This window comes from Brevundimonas sp. (genome assembly GCF_052436175.1).
In the GTDB taxonomy this organism is placed as follows: Bacteria; Pseudomonadota; Alphaproteobacteria; order Caulobacterales; family Caulobacteraceae; genus Brevundimonas.
This window is the reverse complement of record NZ_JBQVNM010000004.1, coordinates 52,485-70,008: the sequence shown is the minus strand read 5'-3', so window position 1 is coordinate 70,008 and position 17,524 is coordinate 52,485. Positions and strand designations below refer to the sequence as shown.

The window sequence follows — 17,524 nt, the reverse complement described above, 5'->3', positions numbered from 1 at the left end:
GCGGGCGTCAGCCCACCCTAGCGAGGCCGCTCCGGCTGCGAAAGCGGCAAACCGGACGACAAAAAGCCCCGCCGGACGAACCGGCGGGGCTTGATGGTCAGGCCTTGAGGCCGGATCAGTTGCCGGCTTCGCGGGCCGCTTCGCTGACGGCCGAGCCGGCGGCCTGGGTGTCCTTGCCGACGCCTTCGACGGTGTTGCAGGCGGCGGTGGTCAGGGCGGCGGCGGCGAACAGGAAAACGAGGGTCTTGCGCATGGGAATGCTCCAGGTCTGGTGAGAGGTCTGCGGGGCCCGGCGCTCACCGTCCCGCTTGTCCGACTAACGCGACGGGCCGAAGGCGGTTCCTCGGCCTGACCGTTTCGGCAGCGCATTTCCGCAAAGCGTTCAGCCGCGCAGGATCACATCGCCTGGATCGTCGGGGATGACGGCCTCGGGGGTGGCGAAGACCATGCGCGCGATGGAGCCGCCGTTCGGGCCTGCAACCAGTTCCGCCTCGCCCCTCAGCTGTTTGGCGAAGGCGCCCATCAGGGTTCGACCCACCCCGCCGCGCGCCAGGTCTTCGTCCGGTCCGGGGCCGTCGTCCTGGACCTCCAGCACGCTGCGGTCGCCGGACACCTTGAAACGCACCTCCAGCTTGCCGCCCCGCCCGGCGAAGGCGTGTTTCTGGGCGTTGGAGACGGCCTCGACCAGCCACAAGGCCAGGGGCGCCAGCTTGTCCGGATCGACGACCAGGCTGTCGGCCTCGACCGAGCTGTCGACCACCGGACCTCGCCCCATGTCCCCGGCCACCAGCTGGCCGACCAGATCGGTCAGGAAGTCACGGGCGTCGGCGTAGCGGATGTTCTCGGACTGGTAGAGGGTTCGGTAGATCAGGGCCAGGGCGGTGATGCGCTGGCGGGTGTCGCCGAGCGCCGCCTTGGCCGGGCCGTCGGTCAGCGACCGCTGCTGCATCGACAGCATGGAGGAGATGATCTGGAGATTGTTCTTCACCCGATGGTGGATCTCCCGCATCAGGGCGTCCTTCTCGTCCAGCGAGGCCAGGATGGTGGCGTCGCGAACGGAGATGTTTTCGCCGAGCTCGTCGAGGGTGTCGGCCAGGTTGCGGATCTCGGCGGGGGCGTGTCGGGCCTGAACCGGCCGCACGGAATAGCGGCCCCGCGCATAGATGGACGCGATCCGTTCCAGATAGACCAGCCACCGCACCACGATCCGCTCGGACACCAGCATGACGGCGGCGAAGGCGGTGAACCAGGCGGCCAAGGGCAGCAACAGGGCGCCGATCGGGTTGAGGCGCGCCCAGGACAAGAGGCCGGGCGCGGGCGCCGACAACAGGACATAGACGTCGCGGCCGGCCAGGGCGGCGCCGGCGTAGACCCTGTGCTGGCCGTTCGCATCATCGGCCTCGAACAGGGCCGAATCGCCGGTCCGCGCCCGCTCGACCCAGCCCTCGACCGGCTCGCCCCGGACGACGCTGAAGGCCTTGGGGTCCGTCGCGGTCAGGATCCGGCCCTGGGGATCGGTCAGGGCGGCCTCGGACCCGGCAGGCAGGGCCGGGTCCTGGACATCGGGCCTCAGGCTGGACAGGGGAATGAGGGCGACCATGGCCCCGTCGAAGCGTCCCATCGGCCGCTCTGAACGGGTCGCCACCACCACAGCCGGCTCCCTGACCTGGGCCGAGACCGAACGCGTCACCACCGAATCCTCGCCGGACCGAAGGCGCTGGAACCAGGGCCGCGAGCGGACCGCAGCCGGGTCGGACGGGGGCGCAGTGGCGGGCCGGGAGGTGCACAGGGTGTTGCCGTCCGCCGACATGCGGACCAGGGCGTCATACCCCTCCAGCCGATCGACGAGGGCCATCAGCCTCGGCGCGCAATAGGGGCCGACGGCCTCGGGACTGAGGGCCTCCAGCAGGACCGACGTGCTGTCCAGACGGGCCTTGGCCGAGGCCGCCGCCCGGCTGGCGGCCAGTTGCAGATCGGACTGGCGATCCGCCGCCTGACGCTGGAACTGGCTCTGGGTCTGGACGGCGCCGAGAAACAGGATGGGCGCCAGGGCGATGGCCATGGCCACGCCCAGACGGAAGCGAATGCCCTGGACCCGACGTGACCGATTGCGGCCCCGGCCGAGACCGCGCGACAGACGACGCAGGAAGCCGCCGCCGAGGCCCGCGGCCAGCCGTCGGGCGACCGCCATCCTCAGCCTTGCCGCAGGCCGGCGCTCAGACGGTCCGCATCCGCGAGGATGGAACGCATGGCGTCGCCCGCCGCCCGGCCGTCACGGCCGTAACCGCCCTTTTCAAGGGTGGCCTGCAGGGCCCGGCGGGCGCGGCTGACGCGGCTCTTGACCGTGCCGACGGCGCATTGACAGATCTCGGCCGCCTCTTCGTAGGCGAACCCGCCGGCGCCGACGAGGATCAGGGCTTCGCGCTGTTCCTCGGGCAGGGTGTTCAGCGCCTGACGCAGTTCGTCCAGCGCCACCGGGGCCTCGGGGTCGTCGACGGCGACCAGGGTGCGCTCTGCGGCTTCTTGGTCCAGCTGCGACATTCGCCAGGACCGGCGCTTCTCCGAATAGAACTGGTTGCGCAGGATCATGAAGGTCCAGGCCTTCATGTTGGTGCCCATCTGATAGGAGGCCCGAGCGTCCCAGGCCTTCATCAGGGCGTCCTGGGCCAGGTCGTCGGCGGCGGTGGCGTCGCCGGTCAGGGTGCGGGCGAAGGCGCGCATGTGGGGAATGAGGACGACCAGCTCACGCTTGAAGCGCGCGTCATCGGTCGAATCCGGCTTGGGCGCCGTGGAGGCAGAGCGCATCAGTCCTTGCCTTCTGGCGCGGCCGACGCATCGGCGCGACGCAGGATTTCCAGAAACTCGTCCGGCACGGGTTCGTTGACGACCTCATCGAACATGTGCCGCAGCTTGACGCCGATCGCCTGTTGTCGAAGGCGCGCTTCCTCGCTTCCGGCGGCGGGCTCCTGTGAAGCCGGGTCGCGCCGGGACGTCGGACCAGTTGAATCAATCATGTAAGCAGCCGCCACCCGAATGACGCGGTTCGCGCCGGAGAGCTTCCGACGTGTCCGCTTGTATGGGCCCAGAACGTCGCCTGCCGCACCCCGGTTCCCGGGCCATCATCAAAATATGGCCAAGGTTGCAGATTCTTTGGGAACCCGGGCCGGAACGCGACGTTTCCGGAATGCCAGCGCTGCCGTTCGCAGCGCCAGAATGAATTGTCGGGGAAAGACATAACATGAGCCTTCTGGCCAGACTCGCGCCTCACCTGCCCTATGTCCGCCGCTATGCGCGGGCGCTCACCGGGGATCAGGCGACGGGCGACAACTATGTGCGTGTCGCACTGGAAGCCCTCGCCGCCGGCGAGCTTCAGCTGTCCAGCGAGATGACCCCGCGCGTGGCCCTCTATCAGGTCTTCCACGCCATCTGGTCCACCTCGGGCGCCCAGCTGGAAGACGCCAGCGGCGGCGAGATCGGCCGCAACGACGCCTCCAACCGCCTGCTGCGCATCGCCCCGCGCTCGCGCCAGGCCTTCCTCCTGACGGCCCTGGAAGGCTTCACCGCCTCCGAGGCCGCCCAGATCCTGTCCGCGCCCGTGTCCGAGGTCGAGCGCCTTCTGGCCTCGGCCCAGGCCGAGATCGACGCCGAACTGGCCACCGACGTTCTCATCATCGAGGACGAGGCCATCATCTCGGCGGATATCGAGAGCCTGGTCCGCGACCTGGGCCACAATGTCAGCGGCACGGCCACCACCCACGAAGAAGCCGTGGAGGCCGTGAAGCAGCATCGTCCCGGTCTCGTCCTGGCCGATATCCAGCTGGCCGACGGCTCCTCGGGTATCGACGCGGTCAAGGACATTCTCAAACAGTTCGACGTGCCGGTGATCTTCATCACCGCCTTCCCCGAGCGCCTGCTGACCGGCGAGCGTCCCGAGCCCACCTTCCTGATCACCAAGCCCTTCCAGCCGGAAACGGTGAAGGCGGCGATCAGCCAGGCCCTGTTCTTCCATCCGTCGCGCCAGAAGGAAGCCGCCTGAGCCGCGACACAAAAACTTCGCCTGTGGCGGGAACGCCCGTCATGCGACGACGTTATTCATCTGCGGAGGCGACGACGCCCCCCGACTGAGACGGGCCCCTCGGAAACGAAGGCCTGTCTGTCGCCTCCGCGCCTCATTCTCGATGATGCGACCTTCCGGCGGACCCTCACAGGTCCGCCGTTTTTCTTAGCCAGTGTTCGGGTTTGGTGTCGGCCGGGCTATCCCGCGCAGCGGGCTCCGGTCTGGCGCGTGGGTTCACCACAGCGAGCACAGCGATTTCACAGCGCGCACGACGGGCTGGTGCGGCCTCGTCGTGTTCGTCGTGGCCCGCTGTGGGCGTTGTGATGAGGAACATTCAAAGCCCTGAGGCCCGCTGACGCGGGAGAGCTCGACCAACACCAGGCCGGCCTCTTACGCCGGCCTGGCGCCCGCCGGAGCGGCCCGGGCTGTTGTCAGTCCGCCGGCGCGGGTTCGTCGTGCGGTCCAGAGGCGTGGCGGCTCTGGCGACGCTCGACCGCCCAGGACACAAGCCACAGGGCCATGGCCCAGGCGGCGCCCACGCTCCATCCCGCGAAGACGTCCGACGCCCAGTGGGCGCCCAGATAGATGCGCGTCAGTCCCACGGTCACCGTCAGGAGCACGCCGACGCCCAGGGCGTAGGCCTTCAGGCGCCGCTGCGGAAAGGCCCGGCTCAGCATGACGCCGAGGGTCAGGTAGAAGACCGCCGACAAGAGGGCGTGGCCGGACGGGAAACTGGCGTTGATGGTCTCCACCGCCTGATAAATGGCCGGCGGGCGTTCGCGCTCGAACAGGGCCTTCAGCCCCTCGCTGAGGGCCACGCCGCCGGCGAGGCCGATCACCAGCAGCAGGGCCGACAGGCGCTTGCGCTGCAGGATCAGGAAGACGATGGCGATCACGGCGAACAGGCCCAGGACCGAGATGCCGCCGAGCGAGGTCAGGTCGGCCGCCGCCTCCTTCATCCACCAGGGCCCCCACGCGCGGCCCGGATCCTCGGGATAGGGGCGGAGAAACTGCAGGACGCTCCAGTCGAAGGCCTGGCCGTCGGCTTCGGTCATGTCGTCGGCCACCTCGACGAAGGTCATCACGCCCAGCGCCACGATGAACAGGGCGGCCAGGGCGGCGATCTCAGTGCGCGCTGCCGCCAGCAGACGGGCGGCAAGGGGTCGGGGCGTCAAGGCAGGGGGTGTGACAGGAGACATCCGGCCCAAACGGTCAAGCTGTCGCCCCGTTCCGACCTGCGACGATTCACGCCATCGTGATCGGGCCCGGCCGCTATCGAAACCGCCTGTCGCCGGGGCGTCATCTCTCGTTTGCGCCGCCGTCACGGGATTCGCCCACAGGGCCATCCCCGGTCTTCTGAGCGATTCGGTCGGAAAGTGATCGTCATGCCCGTTGCCGCCTCATCAACCATCTGCGCCCTATATGTGGACCGAGGGGGCGGTTCGACCACTAGATGCTGTGGTCAGGTCGCAACGGTTCACTTGCGCTACTGTTCAGGACAAAGACGATATGGCTGGCCTTGAGGCGTTCAAAACCACGGAATTCACTTCGCTTTCGGGCGAGACGGCGGCGGCGCGTCCGCACTTGTCGGTGGTGCGATCGCTGGAGCTTGACCGGTCGCGCGACGACCTGCTGACCGACTTCGGCAAGAAGACCCTGGAGGACCGCTATCTCCTGCCGGGCGAGTCGTACCAGGACATGTTCGCCCGCGTCGCCACGGCCTTCGCCGACGACCATGACCACGCCCAGCGCGTCTATGACTATATGTCGAAACTGTGGTTCATGCCCTCGACGCCGGTGCTGTCGAACGGCGGCGCGGACCGCGGCCTGCCCATCTCCTGCTTCCTGAACGCGGTGGGCGATTCCCTGGAGGGGATCCAGTCGGTGTGGAACGAGAACGTGGCCCTGGCCTCGAACGGGGGCGGCATCGGCACCTACTGGGGCGGGGTCCGCTCCATCGGCGAGAAGGTCAAGGGCGCCGGCCAGACCTCGGGCATCATCCCCTTCATCCGCGTGATGGACAGCCTGACCCTGGCGATCTCCCAGGGGTCGCTGCGTCGCGGCTCGGCGGCCGTCTATCTGGACGTCTATCACCCGGAGATCGAAGAGTTCCTGGAGATCCGCAAGACCTCGGGCGACTTCAACCGCAAGTCCCTGAACCTGCACCACGGCATCAACATCACCGACGAGTTCATGGAGGCGGTGAAGGCGGGCGGCACGTTCGACCTGAAGTCGCCCAAGAGCGGCGAGGTCCGCAAGACCGTCAACGCCCGCGACCTGTGGACCAAGATCCTCGACATCCGCATGCAGACGGGCGAGCCCTATCTGATCTTCTCCGACACGGTGAACCGGCAGATGCCGCAGCACCAGCGGGACCTGGGCCTGAAGGTCAAGCAGTCGAACCTGTGCTCGGAAATCATGCTGCACACGGGCCGCGACCATCTGGGCATCGACCGTACGGCGGTGTGCTGCCTGTCGTCGGTCAACGCCGAGAAGTTCATGGAATGGCGCGAGGATCCGCGCTTCATCGAGGACCTGATGCGGTTCCTCGACAATGTGCTCGAGGACTTCATCACCCGCGCCCCGCCGGAGATGAAGGCGGCCGTCTATTCCGCCAAGCGCGAGCGTTCGGTGGGTCTGGGCCTGATGGGCTTCCATTCCTTCCTGCAGATGCAGGGCGTGGCCTTTGAATCGGCCATGGCCAAGAGCTGGAACATGCGTCTGTTCAAGCACCTGCGTCGCGAGGCCGACAAGGCCAGCCGCCTGCTGGCCGAAGAGAAGGGCGCCTGCGAGGACGCGGCCGAGCGCGGCGTCATGGAGCGGTTTAGCCACAAGCTGGCCATCGCCCCGACCGCCTCGATCTCGATCATCTGCGGCGGGACCAGCGCCGGCATCGAGCCGATCCCGGCCAATATCTACACCCACAAGACCCTGTCGGGCTCGTTCGCGGTCAAGAACCCCTTCCTCGAAGAACTGCTGGCCTCCAAGGGGATGAACACCGACGAGACCTGGAACTCCATCCTCGAGCACGAGGGCTCGATCCAGCACCTGGACGGTCTGACCGAGGACGAGAAGTCGATCTACAAGACCGCCTTCGAGCTGGACCAGCGCTGGGTCATCGAACTGGCCGCCGACCGTTCGCCGGAAATCTGCCAGGCCCAGTCGGTCAACCTGTTCATCCCGGGCGACGTCAACAAGTGGGACCTGCACATGCTGCACTGGTCCGCGTGGGAGCGGGGGGTGAAGTCCCTCTACTATCTGCGCTCCAAGTCGGTTCAGCGCGCCGCCTTCGCCGGCGCCGAGGACAAGGCCGGGCAGGAAGAGAAGGATCCCAACCAGCCGGACCTCTTCAACATCGCCCGCACCGACTATGACGAGTGCCTGGCCTGCCAGTAGGCTGACGCCTCATCCAAAGTTCGAACGGCCCGGATGTCCGCATCCGGGCCGTTGTCGTCTCGGGAACCCGATCCTCGGCCGGCGCATTCGGAATGCGTCTGAAAAATGTCGTTGGCGTCCAGGCCGTTTCCGAGTCACGGTGGGCCCACGTTGACGGACTGAGAGGGGACCGTTGCACTCACCTGCGAGACATGCCCGCGCTGCGGCTCCCGGCCTGATGGTTCTGGGGTTGGCGGTCGTGTCGACGCCGGCGACGGTCGCCATGGCCCAGACGCCATCCGCCCCGATGACCGCTGAATGGGCGCGGGCCCAGGAGATGAACGCTCTCGCCGCCCGACGCGCCGCAGCTCGCGCGCCCGAACGGAATCGGGCGCAAAGCGCGACGACGCGGCTGAACACATCGGGCATGGCCGCCGGCGCCCTGTCGGATCGGGCCGCCTATCCGGCGCCGGTCGCGGATCGAGACGGGGCCGCAGGACCCACCTATTCAGCCGTCGCGATCGAGCCGGAGGCGGCTTTCGGTCCCGCCCTTGATTTCCGGGACGATGCACGCGGTCAGCGCGGCTTCGAGCCGGGCGGACTGGGCGCGGTCGCGGTGGTCGAACGGCGCGACATTTGGCGCGAGAACGGAAGCGTGTCGGACCGCGTCCGCCTGACCACGCGCGGCGGCCTGCGACGGGCCGACGGGGCGCCGGTCCCGCCGACCGCCCTGGACGCCGCCGGGTTCGACGTCGCCAGCTACGACGTCTCCTACACCCGGGGCTGGGAGGCGGCGCGGACCACCACCCGCTCGGGCCTGGCGGTCAGCCTGACCCCCCACGCGGGCGTCGGTGTGGGCGACAGCGGCGGCACGGCCGAGGCGGGCGCCACCCTGAAGATCGGACCCGACACCCTGGCCCCCGACGGCGCCGAGCGGTTCGGCGAGCGGGCGCGCTGGTATGTCTATGCGGCCGGCTCCGGCCGGGCCGTTGGCTACAACTTCGCTCGAACGCGCGACGGCGACTATGCGCGATCGGGCATGAGCCACGACGCCGGTTCCTTCCTCGGCGACGCCTCCGTCGGGGTGGCCTACCGCCGCGGCGACATGCAGGGCTCGTTCGGCGTCGTCTATCGCGAGATCAAGGCCGAGGGCCTACGCGGCGGCGAAGGTTTCGACCGCGATGTCACCGAGGGTCTCGTGGCGTTTCAACTGTCGATCAAGCCGAGGCGGTAAGGCAGAGGGTTCGGGGTTTGGGGTGTGGGGTGTGGGCGCTTGAAGGCGGCCCAGATCACACCCCACACCCCACGCCCCCTCAGAGCCAGCCCTTCCTCCGGAACCAGATCAGAGGCGCGATGCCCGACACGGCCATGGCGACTAAGGCGGCCGGGTAACCCCAGGTCTTGGCCAGCTCCGGCATGTGCTCGAAATTCATGCCATAGATCGAGGCGATCAGGGTCGGCGGCAAGATGGCGGCGGAGGCCACCGAAACGATCTTGATGATCGACGACTGCTCGATGTTGATCAGGCCCAGCGCCGCCGAGAGCTGGAAATTGATCGTCGCGGCCACGGCCTGGTTGTGGGCGATCAGGCTGGAGGCGTCGCCCGAGAGGGACTTCAGGTGGTCGCGGGCGTCCGTCACCGTCTCGATCCGCTCGTCGGGCGCCACATAGGCGAAGATGCGCGCCAGGCCCGACAGGCTCTGTTCGATCCGGGCGTTGGCCATATGGGCGCGGCCCAGCTTGGTGATCAGCTTTTCGAAGCCGACCGTTCGGCCGGTGGCGAAGATGTGGGAGGCGACAGCCTCGGCCTTTGCGGCATTGAAGGACAGGATGTCCGAGGCCCGGTCGATCACCGCCTCCATCAGGTGCAGGAACAGGCCCGGTCCGGTGGCGCACAGATCCGGCTCGCGCGCCATCCGCTCCAGCAGCAGGGCGAAGGGTTTGGGATCGAAATAGCGGATGGTGACCAGCGGACCCGCAGTCAGGACGAAGGTCACCGGGTCGAGGGTCGGCAGGTCGGAATCGCCGTTGTGAAGGATATCGGCGGTGACATAGGTGGCCCCGCCCTCGCGGTACAGGCGGCTGGACGCCTCCAGCTCGGCCATTTCCTCGCGCGTCGGGATCGACAGGCCCAGCACCCGCTCGACGGCGCGGTCCTCGTCCAAAGTCGGGGCCACCAAGTCGATCCAGAGGACGTCCGGTGTCAGGGTCCAGGTCGCCGGATCGACGTCCAGAACCTCGAAGGTCTGGGCTCCGGCGCGATAGAGATGGATCATGAGATCACGCGCTCCCGGCCCGTCGAGCCTGCCGGATCAGCGGGCGCCGGCGGCGGTTCCCACAGTGGCCGAAGCCATCTGACGGCCGACCTCGGCGCCGTCGCGAGCCCCTTTGTAGATGAAGCCGTAGGTCGGATAGACGGTGGTGCCCAGGTCATTGATCGGGTTGTACCAGACCTTGACCCGGCTCCAGTCATTGTTCGCCGAGACGTCCACCACGGTGACGTTCTCTTCGACCTTGCCGCGGCTGCCGCCCCAGTTGGCGTGGGTGATCTGGATGGCGCGGTCGGTGATGATGTCGGAGACCACGGCGACGTGGCCGCGCGACATGCGGCCTTCAGGGCGGAAGACCAGGACCGAGCCGGTCTCGGGCGCACGGCCGGTGCGGAACTTGTCCACGGCCTGACCCCACCAGGTCCAGGCGTCGCCGAAGATCTGGATGCCAGAGAACATGCGAGCGAACGTCACGCACTGCCAGTAGGGGGCGTCGGCCTGGGCGGGGGCGGGAGCCACCGCGAAAAACCCGATCGACGCGGCAACCACGGCTGCCGTGAGACGTTTTCTCATACTGTACTGTTTCCGACTGTTACGCCCGTGACAGGCTTAACCCATACGCGCCGCAGGTTGAAGAACCGATTTCACGACACCGATTGTGCGTCGCGAAGCTTCCTTGTGCGCTGCGGCGCGCGGTCGGCGAGGCGGCGTAGCGCCCGCCGGGCGGGGAATTCCACCAGGTGATAGGAGACGGCGGCCACGACCGGCAGGCCCGCCAGAATCGCCAACCACACGAAAAGTTGAAGCTGCTTGTCCGGGGCGTTCGTCAGCCTGGCCGCCAGATTCACCGCCAGCAACTGCCAGGGCACCAGCACCATATAGACCGAATAGCTGATCTCCCCGAGGTAGACGGCGGGCTTGGACGCCAGCAGGCCCGCCTTCGCATTGGGCAGGGAGGCCAGGCCGAGGATCAGCAGGCCGGACAGGGCGACCAGAACGCCGTCCCACAGGCTGAACGCCGCCGCCGCGATCATCAGCACGGCCGCCGCCGCCGAGATCAGGCCGGGCATCGGCAGGGGACGGTTGCGGAACATCAGATAGAGGGCGCAGCCATAGGCGAAACAGGGCACGATCCGAAGCGCACCCCAGGCGATGGTGGCCTCGGTCAGGTGGAAACCGGCCAGGCGCGGGAAGACCAGATAGAGGGCGGCCAGCAGGACCAGGGCGCCCACGATGGCGGCCAGGGGCCGGGCCCTCAGCCGCCAGGCGACGAAGGCGAAGACCGGGAACAGCAGATAGGCGAACCACTCCGCCGAGATCGACCAGGAGCGGTGGTTCCACGCCGATTCCGGCGCCAGACCCCAGGCGTGGGTCATGGTCAGGTTGGCCGGAAGCGACGACCAGCCGAGAATGCCCTCGTCGACCGCCATGCCCGCCGCCCCGGCGCCGAGGGCCAGGACGCCGACGCCGATCAGGGTCGCCAGATGCAGGGGATAGACCCGCGCGATCCGGGCCCAGAGGAAGCCCTTGTAGCTGAACCGCTTTTCCCCGGTCTGGGCCAGATAGACGTGGCACAGGATGAAGCCGGACAGGACGAAGAAGAGCTCGACCCCCAGATAGCCCTTGGCCACCAGCCCGGGCGTGCCCGTCACCGCCAGATGCGGCCACAGGGCATAGACCGCCACCCACATGGCGGCGATGAACCGCAGGGAGGTCAGGGACCGCAGATCGGTCGGGGCGCCGGACGCCTCCGTCAGATGCGAAGGCGAGGCGGAGCCGACGAGGGTCGCATACGGGGTCTGGGTCATGCCCGGACCCTAGCGCGTCACGCTTTGGGAACCGTTAAAGCCCGAAATCCGGGGTTAGATCAGGGTCTGGGGGCGGCGTCGAAGAAGGCCTGGCTGGCCGCACAGCCGTTGAAACTCTGGTCGCCCAGCTCGACCCGGGCGGTCAGGGGATAGGTGCGGTCGCTCATCCCGTCCGAACATTCGGTGGCGATCAGGGTTACGACCAGAAGCGTGCCGCCGGCCGTTTCGGTGCGCCAGACGGCCGTGGTGCCCTGCATCGCCGGGCCGGGATTGGCGGCGGTCTGGACGGCCTGGTCCACGCCGCTCCAGCTCAGGGCCTGGGGCGCGATCTCCAGCCCCCAGAAGGGCTCGGTGCCCACCGCCCGCAACGGCTGGTTCAGGTCGATCCCGGCCAGAACGGGCGGCGCCGCGACCTCGGCGGGCGGCCGGGAGTCATCGACGCCCTGCGAACAGGCGGCGAGCGCCAGAAGGCCGGCGGCGGCGAGAGCGATGACACGCATGACGGATCCTGAACCTCGAAACCGGATTACGCCCTGCAATGACGTGTCCGTGGGCGGGGGGTCAAGCCACGAGCCCGGTCGATACGGCGTTCCGCCCGGCGTCTGCGCCCCCTAGTCTGGCCGCATGGCGATTCGCGCGATCGAGGGCGAGGGGGAAGAGGCGGAGGCTCGCCCCGCCGTGTTCGAATTCTTCGCCGGCGGCGGCCTCGCGGGGATCGGGCTGGAGCGGGCCGGGTTCCGCACCGTCTTCGCCAACGACATCGACGCGGCCAAGGCGCGCAGCTTCCGCGCCAATCATCCGGACATCGCGATGCATCAGGGCGATGTCTGGGACCTGACCGCCGCAGACCTGCCCGGCGCACCGGCCCTCTGCTGGGCCTCGTCTCCCTGTCAGGACGTCAGCCTGGCGGGGGCGCGCGGCGGGTTGCAGGCGAAACGGTCCGGCGCCTTCTGGGGCTTCTGGCGGCTGGTCGAGGGGCTGGCGGCCGAAGGACGCGCGCCGCCGATCGTCGTCATCGAGAACGTCGCGGGCCTGCTGAGCTCGGCGGGCGGCGCCGACTTCGCCGCTGTCTGCACGGTCATGGCCCAGGCGGGCTATCGGGTCGGGGCGCTGGAGATCGACGCCGGACTGTGGCTGCCTCAGTCGCGGCCCCGGCTGTTCATCATCGCCATGAAGGGGCTGGAGGCGCCCGAGACCCCGGCGCCCGGCGGTCCCTTCCATTCGTCCCGGCTGGTCGCGTCCCATGCCGGACTGCCCGAGGCGACGAAGGCCGCCTGGGCCTGGTGGTCGTTGACGCCGCCGCCGCGCCGCAATCTCGACCTGTCTTCGCTCTTGATCCCGGACGTCGAGGCCGACTGGCTGGATGACGCCCAGACCGAGGCCCTGCTGTCCCTGACGGCGCCCCTGCACCGCGCCCGGCTGGATGCGGCCCTGGTCTCGGGCGAACGCCGCGTCGCCGCCGCCTTCCGCAGGGTTCGTGTCGAGAACGGCGTCAAGATCCAGAGGCTGGAGGTGCGGCTGGACGGGCTGGCGGGATGCCTGCGCACCCCCTCCGGCGGTTCGTCGCGGCAGTATGTGATGGTCATGCAGGACGGTCGCCTGCGCGCCCGCCGCCTGACCGGGCGGGAGGCGGCGCGGCTGATGGGGCTGGACGAGACCTACGTCCTGCCGAGCAGCGAAAGCGCGGCGTTGAAACTGATGGGCGACGCCGTCGCCGTGCCGGTGGTTCAAGCCCTGGGCGAACAGCTGTTCGCCCCCGCGCTGCGAGGGCGAACGAAGACGGCGGCCTGAACCCCTGTCAGCCTACTTCTGAACCCACTGGCCCGAGGCGTTGCGGTACCACTGACCGGCCGGGATGCGGGCCAGGAGCTGGCCCTCGAACATCCGGGCCCCGGCGACGTCGGCGGTCGTACCGGCCTGGGCGGCGCTGGAGGCGTAGGCGGCCCGGCGCGCGGCGTTGGTGGTCGAGACGGCCGATTGCAGGGCGGCGTCCGACGAGGCGGTGCGGAAGCCGAGATAGCCGTCGGCCTGTTCCCCCACCACGCCCGCAGCCTTGGCGGCGTCGATCTGGGCCTTCTGGGCGGCGGTCTGGGCCAGACCCGGGCTGGCCGCAGCGGCGATGGCCAGGGCGGCGGGGACGGCGATCATGAAATGACGAAGCGACATGGGTTTGATCCGATCCTTCAGGTCAGAACAGATTGGCAGGTTCAGAACAGATTGGGATTTTCGCGCAGCAGGTCCTGCAGCTCGCGATCCAGCTTGACGCGGATATCGGCGTCCAGCTTGGCGTAGATCTGGATGGGGGCGACCTCCAGCTTGATCGTCGGGGTGCAGGCGCCGAGCGGAAGCGCGGCCACGGCGCCCACGGCGGCCAGACCCAGCATCAGGCCACGACGGCCGACGGCGGGCTGATCGGGGGAAGGCTGAACGGTCATGAACGGTCTCCGCTTGGCGTCACTCAACATCTCTAGACCCATGGGATTAGGGACGCGACCGTGAACGGCGTCTGAACATCGAATTCCGCCGTCACGGCGCAGGCTCATCATCGGGCGGACGCCGCGCGGCCAGGATGTCGCTGACCAGTTCATTCAGGTTCAGGCTGGTGTCCAGCGTCAGGTCGATGCCGGTGTCCGAGGGCAGGGGCAGGTTGCGTTCGAGGAATTTGCGGCTGATCAGCTCGGCGATCGACAGGCGCAGCTCCTGCCGCTGGGGCGGATCGTGGCGGCCCTTGATGTGGAACAGCACCCCGACCCGGCCCGCATCCAGGCTGTTGACGTCGGCGGTCAGGCTGTCGAAGGCCAGATCCTGCATGGCCTGATAGGCCAGATCCTGAACCGTGCTGGGCGGGATGTCGGCGCCGCCGCCCGCCGCAGCCAGCCCGGTCAGGGCCTCGCGCTGGATCGACAGCCGGCCCGGCTGGACGGCGGTCAGATTGCCGGCCTGAATCTGAACTCCGGCCACCGGATCCCAGCGGAACGGCAGCCGGCCGGAGACCACCGCGTCCAGCTTGACCTTGTCGGCGAACCCGGCGCCGGCGATCAGTTCGCCCAGTTGGACGCGGTCCAGGGCGATGACGCCGTTGAACGCCTGTTTGCCGTCCAGCGGCACGCTGAGCGGCTCCAGCTTCAGGACGCCGCCCGCCGCCTCGATCTGCCCGCCCTCGACCTTCAGGGCCGCCTCGCCGAGGGTGAAGGTCAGGCCGAGCGCCGTCAGGGGCGTGACGGTTTCCAGCCTGTCCACCGTCAGGGTCTGGCCCTCGGCCGTGGTCAGGGGCGCCAGACTGGTGAAGTCGATCTGCCCCTTCAGGCCCTGGACCGGCCCGGCCGGGCTCTCGAAATCGATGCCGGGGATGACCAGTCGGCCGCTGGACGACCCGAGCGGAACCGCAGGATCCCAGTCGAACCGGCCGGTGAACCGCACCTGGCCCCGCACGGGCGACTGGATGGCCTCGACGACCAGGGGCGTCAGGTCGTGCGGCTGGAGCCCCGGTTCGTTGAAGACCAGGTCGCCGGTGTCGAAGCTGACGCCGCCCTTCTCGCTCGGCCCATCGTGATGCAGGGCGACGGTGGCCACCGGTTGGTCGCCCGACTTCACGCCAAAGGCGCCGGTCCAGGCGTCGTTCGCCAGGCTGGCGATCCCGGTCGCCGTCAGGGGATGGAAACGGCGCACGGCGGCCGTGTCGATCACCCGGGCCGAGGCGATGCGGGTCTGGACGCCGATCCCCTTCGCCGCGCCCGTCACCGCCAGAGACCCCTCGACGCCCTCGAACCGGGCCTCGAGGAAGGGGGCGTTGGCCGCGACTTCGCTCAGGGCTCCGTCGGCGCGCCAACCGCCCTCGCGGAGTTCGACCAGCGGTCTGTTGACCGGGCAGAGCGAGCCCTTGAGCGTATCGACGTCGTTCTCGCCCAGCTCCAGCCGCTCGACCGTGAAGGGGGTGCAGCCCGAGGCGACATAGGTGGTCACGCCCCGGTCCGAGACCAGCAGGCCGGACGTGTCGAGCACGATGCCCCGCGCCACGTCGAAGTCCAGCGCCGCCCGGGCCTTCAGCCGCGCCTCGAATCCGCCCGGCGTCAGCCGCCAGTCGGGGATGTCCACCGTCGCCTCGGGCAAGCCCTGACCGCGCGTGGCGACCAGCGACAGGGCGCCGCCGCCCAGATCGCCCGATCGCGCCGCATAGAGGGGGCGATCCGCGGGTCTCAGGGTCAGGACGCCGCCGTTGCCCGGCGTGATCCGCGCGGGCTGGGTCAGGACGACCTCGGTTCCCGCCGAGCCCGTCAGCAGACGCAGTCCCGGCAGGTCGACGGCGAAGTCGCCCAGGGCCCGCTTCATCGCCGCCATCTCGGCCACGTCGTCGGACGCGACCGCACCCAGCAGAGGCCAGGCGCCGCCCGAGGATTTCAGCGACAGGTCCGACCGGATCAGGAGGGCGCCCCGCGCCTGGGTCGCGTCCAGATCGGCCCGCCCCGTGACGCTCTTCAGGTTAAGGTCGCCGAAAGCGCCGCGCGTCGCGGTCAGTCCGAGGGGGCCGGTCGCCTCCCAATCGGCGTCGCGGCCGCCGACCTCCAGACGGGTGGCGTTGAGGGCCAGGCCATCAAGCTTCAGCTCGCCCGCTTCCGCCGAGGTCGCCGTCAGCGCCGCCGGCCCGGTCAGGCTCCAGGCCAGGCCGTCATTCCCTCGTGATACCTCGGTCCGCGCCTGGGTCGTGCTCAGCCTGACCCCCCGCGCGTCCAGCCCCGGGGCGTCCACTGCGGCGGCGGTCAGGGCAAGGCGGCTGTCGCCCTCGACGCCGAAGTCCTCGATCCAGCCGCGCGTCTGGCCGACGAAGCCGAGATCCAACGCCGCGTCCCGCAGGACCGCGCGCCCCGCCGACATCCGCCGCCCGTTCAGAACCGCGTCGATCCGGGCCTGTCCGTCGCCGCGCCGGGCCTTGAGGTCGGGATAGGGCAGGTCGCCGCTGAGACGTAGCGTCATCGCCTCTCCCCCCACGCCAGCCTCGCCCTTGCCTGCGGACAGAGCCTCGGCCGAGGCGTCCAGCGCCACCGTGACCCGGTCGCCGGTCGTCGCCAGATTGAGCCGGGCCGCCAGTCCGCGCGCGGAAATGTCGTCGCTCTTAAGGGCTGAGGCGGGCAGTTCGGCGTTCAGCCGCATCAGCTTGCCGTCGTTCACCTCGGCGTCCGCACGCACCTGCACCGCGCCATGGTCGGTGGCGAGGTTCAGCCGCCCGTCCTCGACCACCACGACCGGCCCCCGGCTGTCGGGGCGCGGCAGGGCGCCGGTGAATTCCTTCACCAGCGGATCGAGCGAACCGAGCGAGAATTTTCCATCAATGAAACTGGCCTGCATGACCGGCCGCACCAGCCGCACCCGGCCGGGCCGCACGCCTAGCCCGCCCTTCGACCAGGGCATGACCAGGGCGTAGTCCACCTCGACCTTCTCGACGACGACATCGGGGTTGTTCGGATCGCCGATGCGGATGCGGCCGGTGAAGCCGTCGATCTCCAGTCGCTCGACCGAGACCTCCGAGACGATGCCGCGCTGGTCCAACCAGCCGACCAGCACCGCCCGGGCCGCCGCCCGACGGTTCAGATAGAGGGCCGCCAGGGCGACCCCGACCAGCACCAGCACGACCAGAAGCCCGACGGCCGCACGATCACGCTTGCGCACGCGCTTGCGGACGGCGGAGCGCGCCGTGTCCGTGGCGGAGGCGGTCGTCTCGGGCTCGTCTGGGGGGCGGGTCACGCGGTCGCGGCGCACTTTCTGGGATCGGTTCGGCGCGAGAATAGAGCAAATCGTGACGCCAATGTGCGCGGTGACGCTTTTTCACTCCTCGAGCCCGGCGATCCGCGCACCGCCCGAGGCGTTAATCCTGTCCGCTCACCAATGTTAACCGTTTGTAACCGGTGTCTTCCCAAAATGAGAGCCGCACGCTATAGGCCGTCCTTCGCGCCGTCGGGGGACTGTCGGGTGCGAGCCTGAATACGAATGGTTTGGCGCCGGGGTCGGCGTCGTTACAC

General features: G+C 69.0%; 16 protein-coding genes. 4 read left to right on the top strand and 12 right to left on the bottom strand.

What is annotated here, in order from left to right:
* Positions 1-115 precede the first annotated feature (115 nt).
* From ACT6QK_RS02035 to nepR, 4 genes are all read right to left on the bottom strand, one after another.
* Complete coding sequence (locus ACT6QK_RS02035; RefSeq protein WP_444596157.1) at positions 116-253, bottom strand: entericidin A/B family lipoprotein; 138 nt, start codon at positions 251-253, stop codon at positions 116-118.
* 129 nt (positions 254-382) lie between these two features.
* Positions 383-2,191, bottom strand: coding sequence for a sensor histidine kinase PhyK (gene phyK, locus ACT6QK_RS02030; protein ID WP_444596156.1), 1,809 nt, complete (start codon positions 2,189-2,191; stop codon positions 383-385).
* A 2-nt stretch (positions 2,192-2,193) separates the two neighbouring features.
* A complete protein-coding gene (locus ACT6QK_RS02025) occupies positions 2,194-2,805 on the bottom strand; it encodes a sigma-70 family RNA polymerase sigma factor (protein WP_444596155.1) in 612 nt (203 codons plus the stop codon).
* Positions 2,805-3,014: an anti-sigma T factor NepR gene (nepR, locus tag ACT6QK_RS02020; protein WP_444596183.1), complete on the bottom strand. Its 210-nt coding sequence runs from the start codon at positions 3,012-3,014 to the stop codon at positions 2,805-2,807. Before nepR ends, ACT6QK_RS02025 begins: the two co-directional genes overlap by 1 nt.
* A gap of 224 nt (positions 3,015-3,238) precedes the next feature.
* Here nepR and phyR point away from each other — a divergent pair, with 224 nt between their 5' ends.
* A complete protein-coding gene (gene phyR / locus ACT6QK_RS02015; RefSeq protein ID WP_444596154.1) occupies positions 3,239-4,036 on the top strand; it encodes an anti-anti sigma factor/receiver protein PhyR in 798 nt (265 codons plus the stop codon).
* Positions 4,037-4,488: 452 nt separating this feature from the next.
* Here phyR and ACT6QK_RS02010 read toward each other — a convergent pair whose 3' ends face one another.
* Positions 4,489-5,232, bottom strand: coding sequence for a phosphatase PAP2 family protein (locus ACT6QK_RS02010; RefSeq protein ID WP_444596153.1), 744 nt, complete (start codon positions 5,230-5,232; stop codon positions 4,489-4,491).
* 334 nt (positions 5,233-5,566) lie between these two features.
* Between ACT6QK_RS02010 and ACT6QK_RS02005 the strand changes: the two genes are divergently transcribed.
* Together ACT6QK_RS02005 and ACT6QK_RS02000 are read left to right on the top strand one after the other, a co-directional pair.
* A complete protein-coding gene (locus ACT6QK_RS02005; protein ID WP_444596152.1) occupies positions 5,567-7,453 on the top strand; it encodes a ribonucleoside-diphosphate reductase subunit alpha in 1,887 nt (628 codons plus the stop codon).
* A gap of 238 nt (positions 7,454-7,691) precedes the next feature.
* Complete coding sequence (locus ACT6QK_RS02000; RefSeq protein WP_444596151.1) at positions 7,692-8,666, top strand: lipid A-modifier LpxR family protein; 975 nt, start codon at positions 7,692-7,694, stop codon at positions 8,664-8,666.
* Positions 8,667-8,745: 79 nt separating this feature from the next.
* On the opposite strand, the gene ACT6QK_RS01995 is transcribed toward ACT6QK_RS02000, so the two are convergent.
* The 4 genes from ACT6QK_RS01995 to ACT6QK_RS01980 form a co-directional block, all read right to left on the bottom strand.
* Positions 8,746-9,708 carry a magnesium transporter CorA family protein gene (locus ACT6QK_RS01995; protein ID WP_444596150.1) on the bottom strand — a complete coding sequence of 321 codons (963 nt, stop codon included), beginning with the start codon at positions 9,706-9,708 and terminating at the stop codon, positions 8,746-8,748.
* A gap of 36 nt (positions 9,709-9,744) precedes the next feature.
* Entirely contained in the window at positions 9,745-10,221 is a 477-nt protein-coding gene (locus tag ACT6QK_RS01990) for a CHAP domain-containing protein (protein WP_444596149.1), read from the bottom strand.
* 125 nt (positions 10,222-10,346) lie between these two features.
* Positions 10,347-11,510: an acyltransferase family protein gene (locus ACT6QK_RS01985; RefSeq protein ID WP_444596148.1), complete on the bottom strand. Its 1,164-nt coding sequence runs from the start codon at positions 11,508-11,510 to the stop codon at positions 10,347-10,349.
* 59 nt (positions 11,511-11,569) lie between these two features.
* Positions 11,570-12,010: a COG3650 family protein gene (locus tag ACT6QK_RS01980; RefSeq protein WP_444596147.1), complete on the bottom strand. Its 441-nt coding sequence runs from the start codon at positions 12,008-12,010 to the stop codon at positions 11,570-11,572.
* A gap of 124 nt (positions 12,011-12,134) precedes the next feature.
* On the opposite strand from ACT6QK_RS01980, the gene ACT6QK_RS01975 reads away from it, so the two are divergent.
* Complete coding sequence (locus tag ACT6QK_RS01975; RefSeq protein WP_444596146.1) at positions 12,135-13,301, top strand: DNA cytosine methyltransferase; 1,167 nt, start codon at positions 12,135-12,137, stop codon at positions 13,299-13,301.
* 12 nt (positions 13,302-13,313) lie between these two features.
* Here the strand turns inward: ACT6QK_RS01975 and ACT6QK_RS01970 are convergent, their stop codons facing one another.
* The 3 genes from ACT6QK_RS01970 to ACT6QK_RS01960 all read right to left on the bottom strand — a co-directional run bounded on the left by ACT6QK_RS01970 (position 13,314) and on the right by ACT6QK_RS01960 (position 17,249).
* Positions 13,314-13,676, bottom strand: a complete 363-nt coding sequence (locus ACT6QK_RS01970) for a DUF1318 domain-containing protein (RefSeq protein ID WP_444596145.1) — start codon at positions 13,674-13,676, stop codon at positions 13,314-13,316.
* Between the two features lie 41 nt (positions 13,677-13,717).
* Complete coding sequence (locus ACT6QK_RS01965; RefSeq protein ID WP_444596144.1) at positions 13,718-13,945, bottom strand: YnbE family lipoprotein; 228 nt, start codon at positions 13,943-13,945, stop codon at positions 13,718-13,720.
* Positions 13,946-14,036: 91 nt separating this feature from the next.
* Positions 14,037-17,249: an intermembrane phospholipid transport protein YdbH family protein gene (locus ACT6QK_RS01960; protein ID WP_444596143.1), complete on the bottom strand. Its 3,213-nt coding sequence runs from the start codon at positions 17,247-17,249 to the stop codon at positions 14,037-14,039.
* Positions 17,250-17,524: the final 275 nt, after the last annotated feature.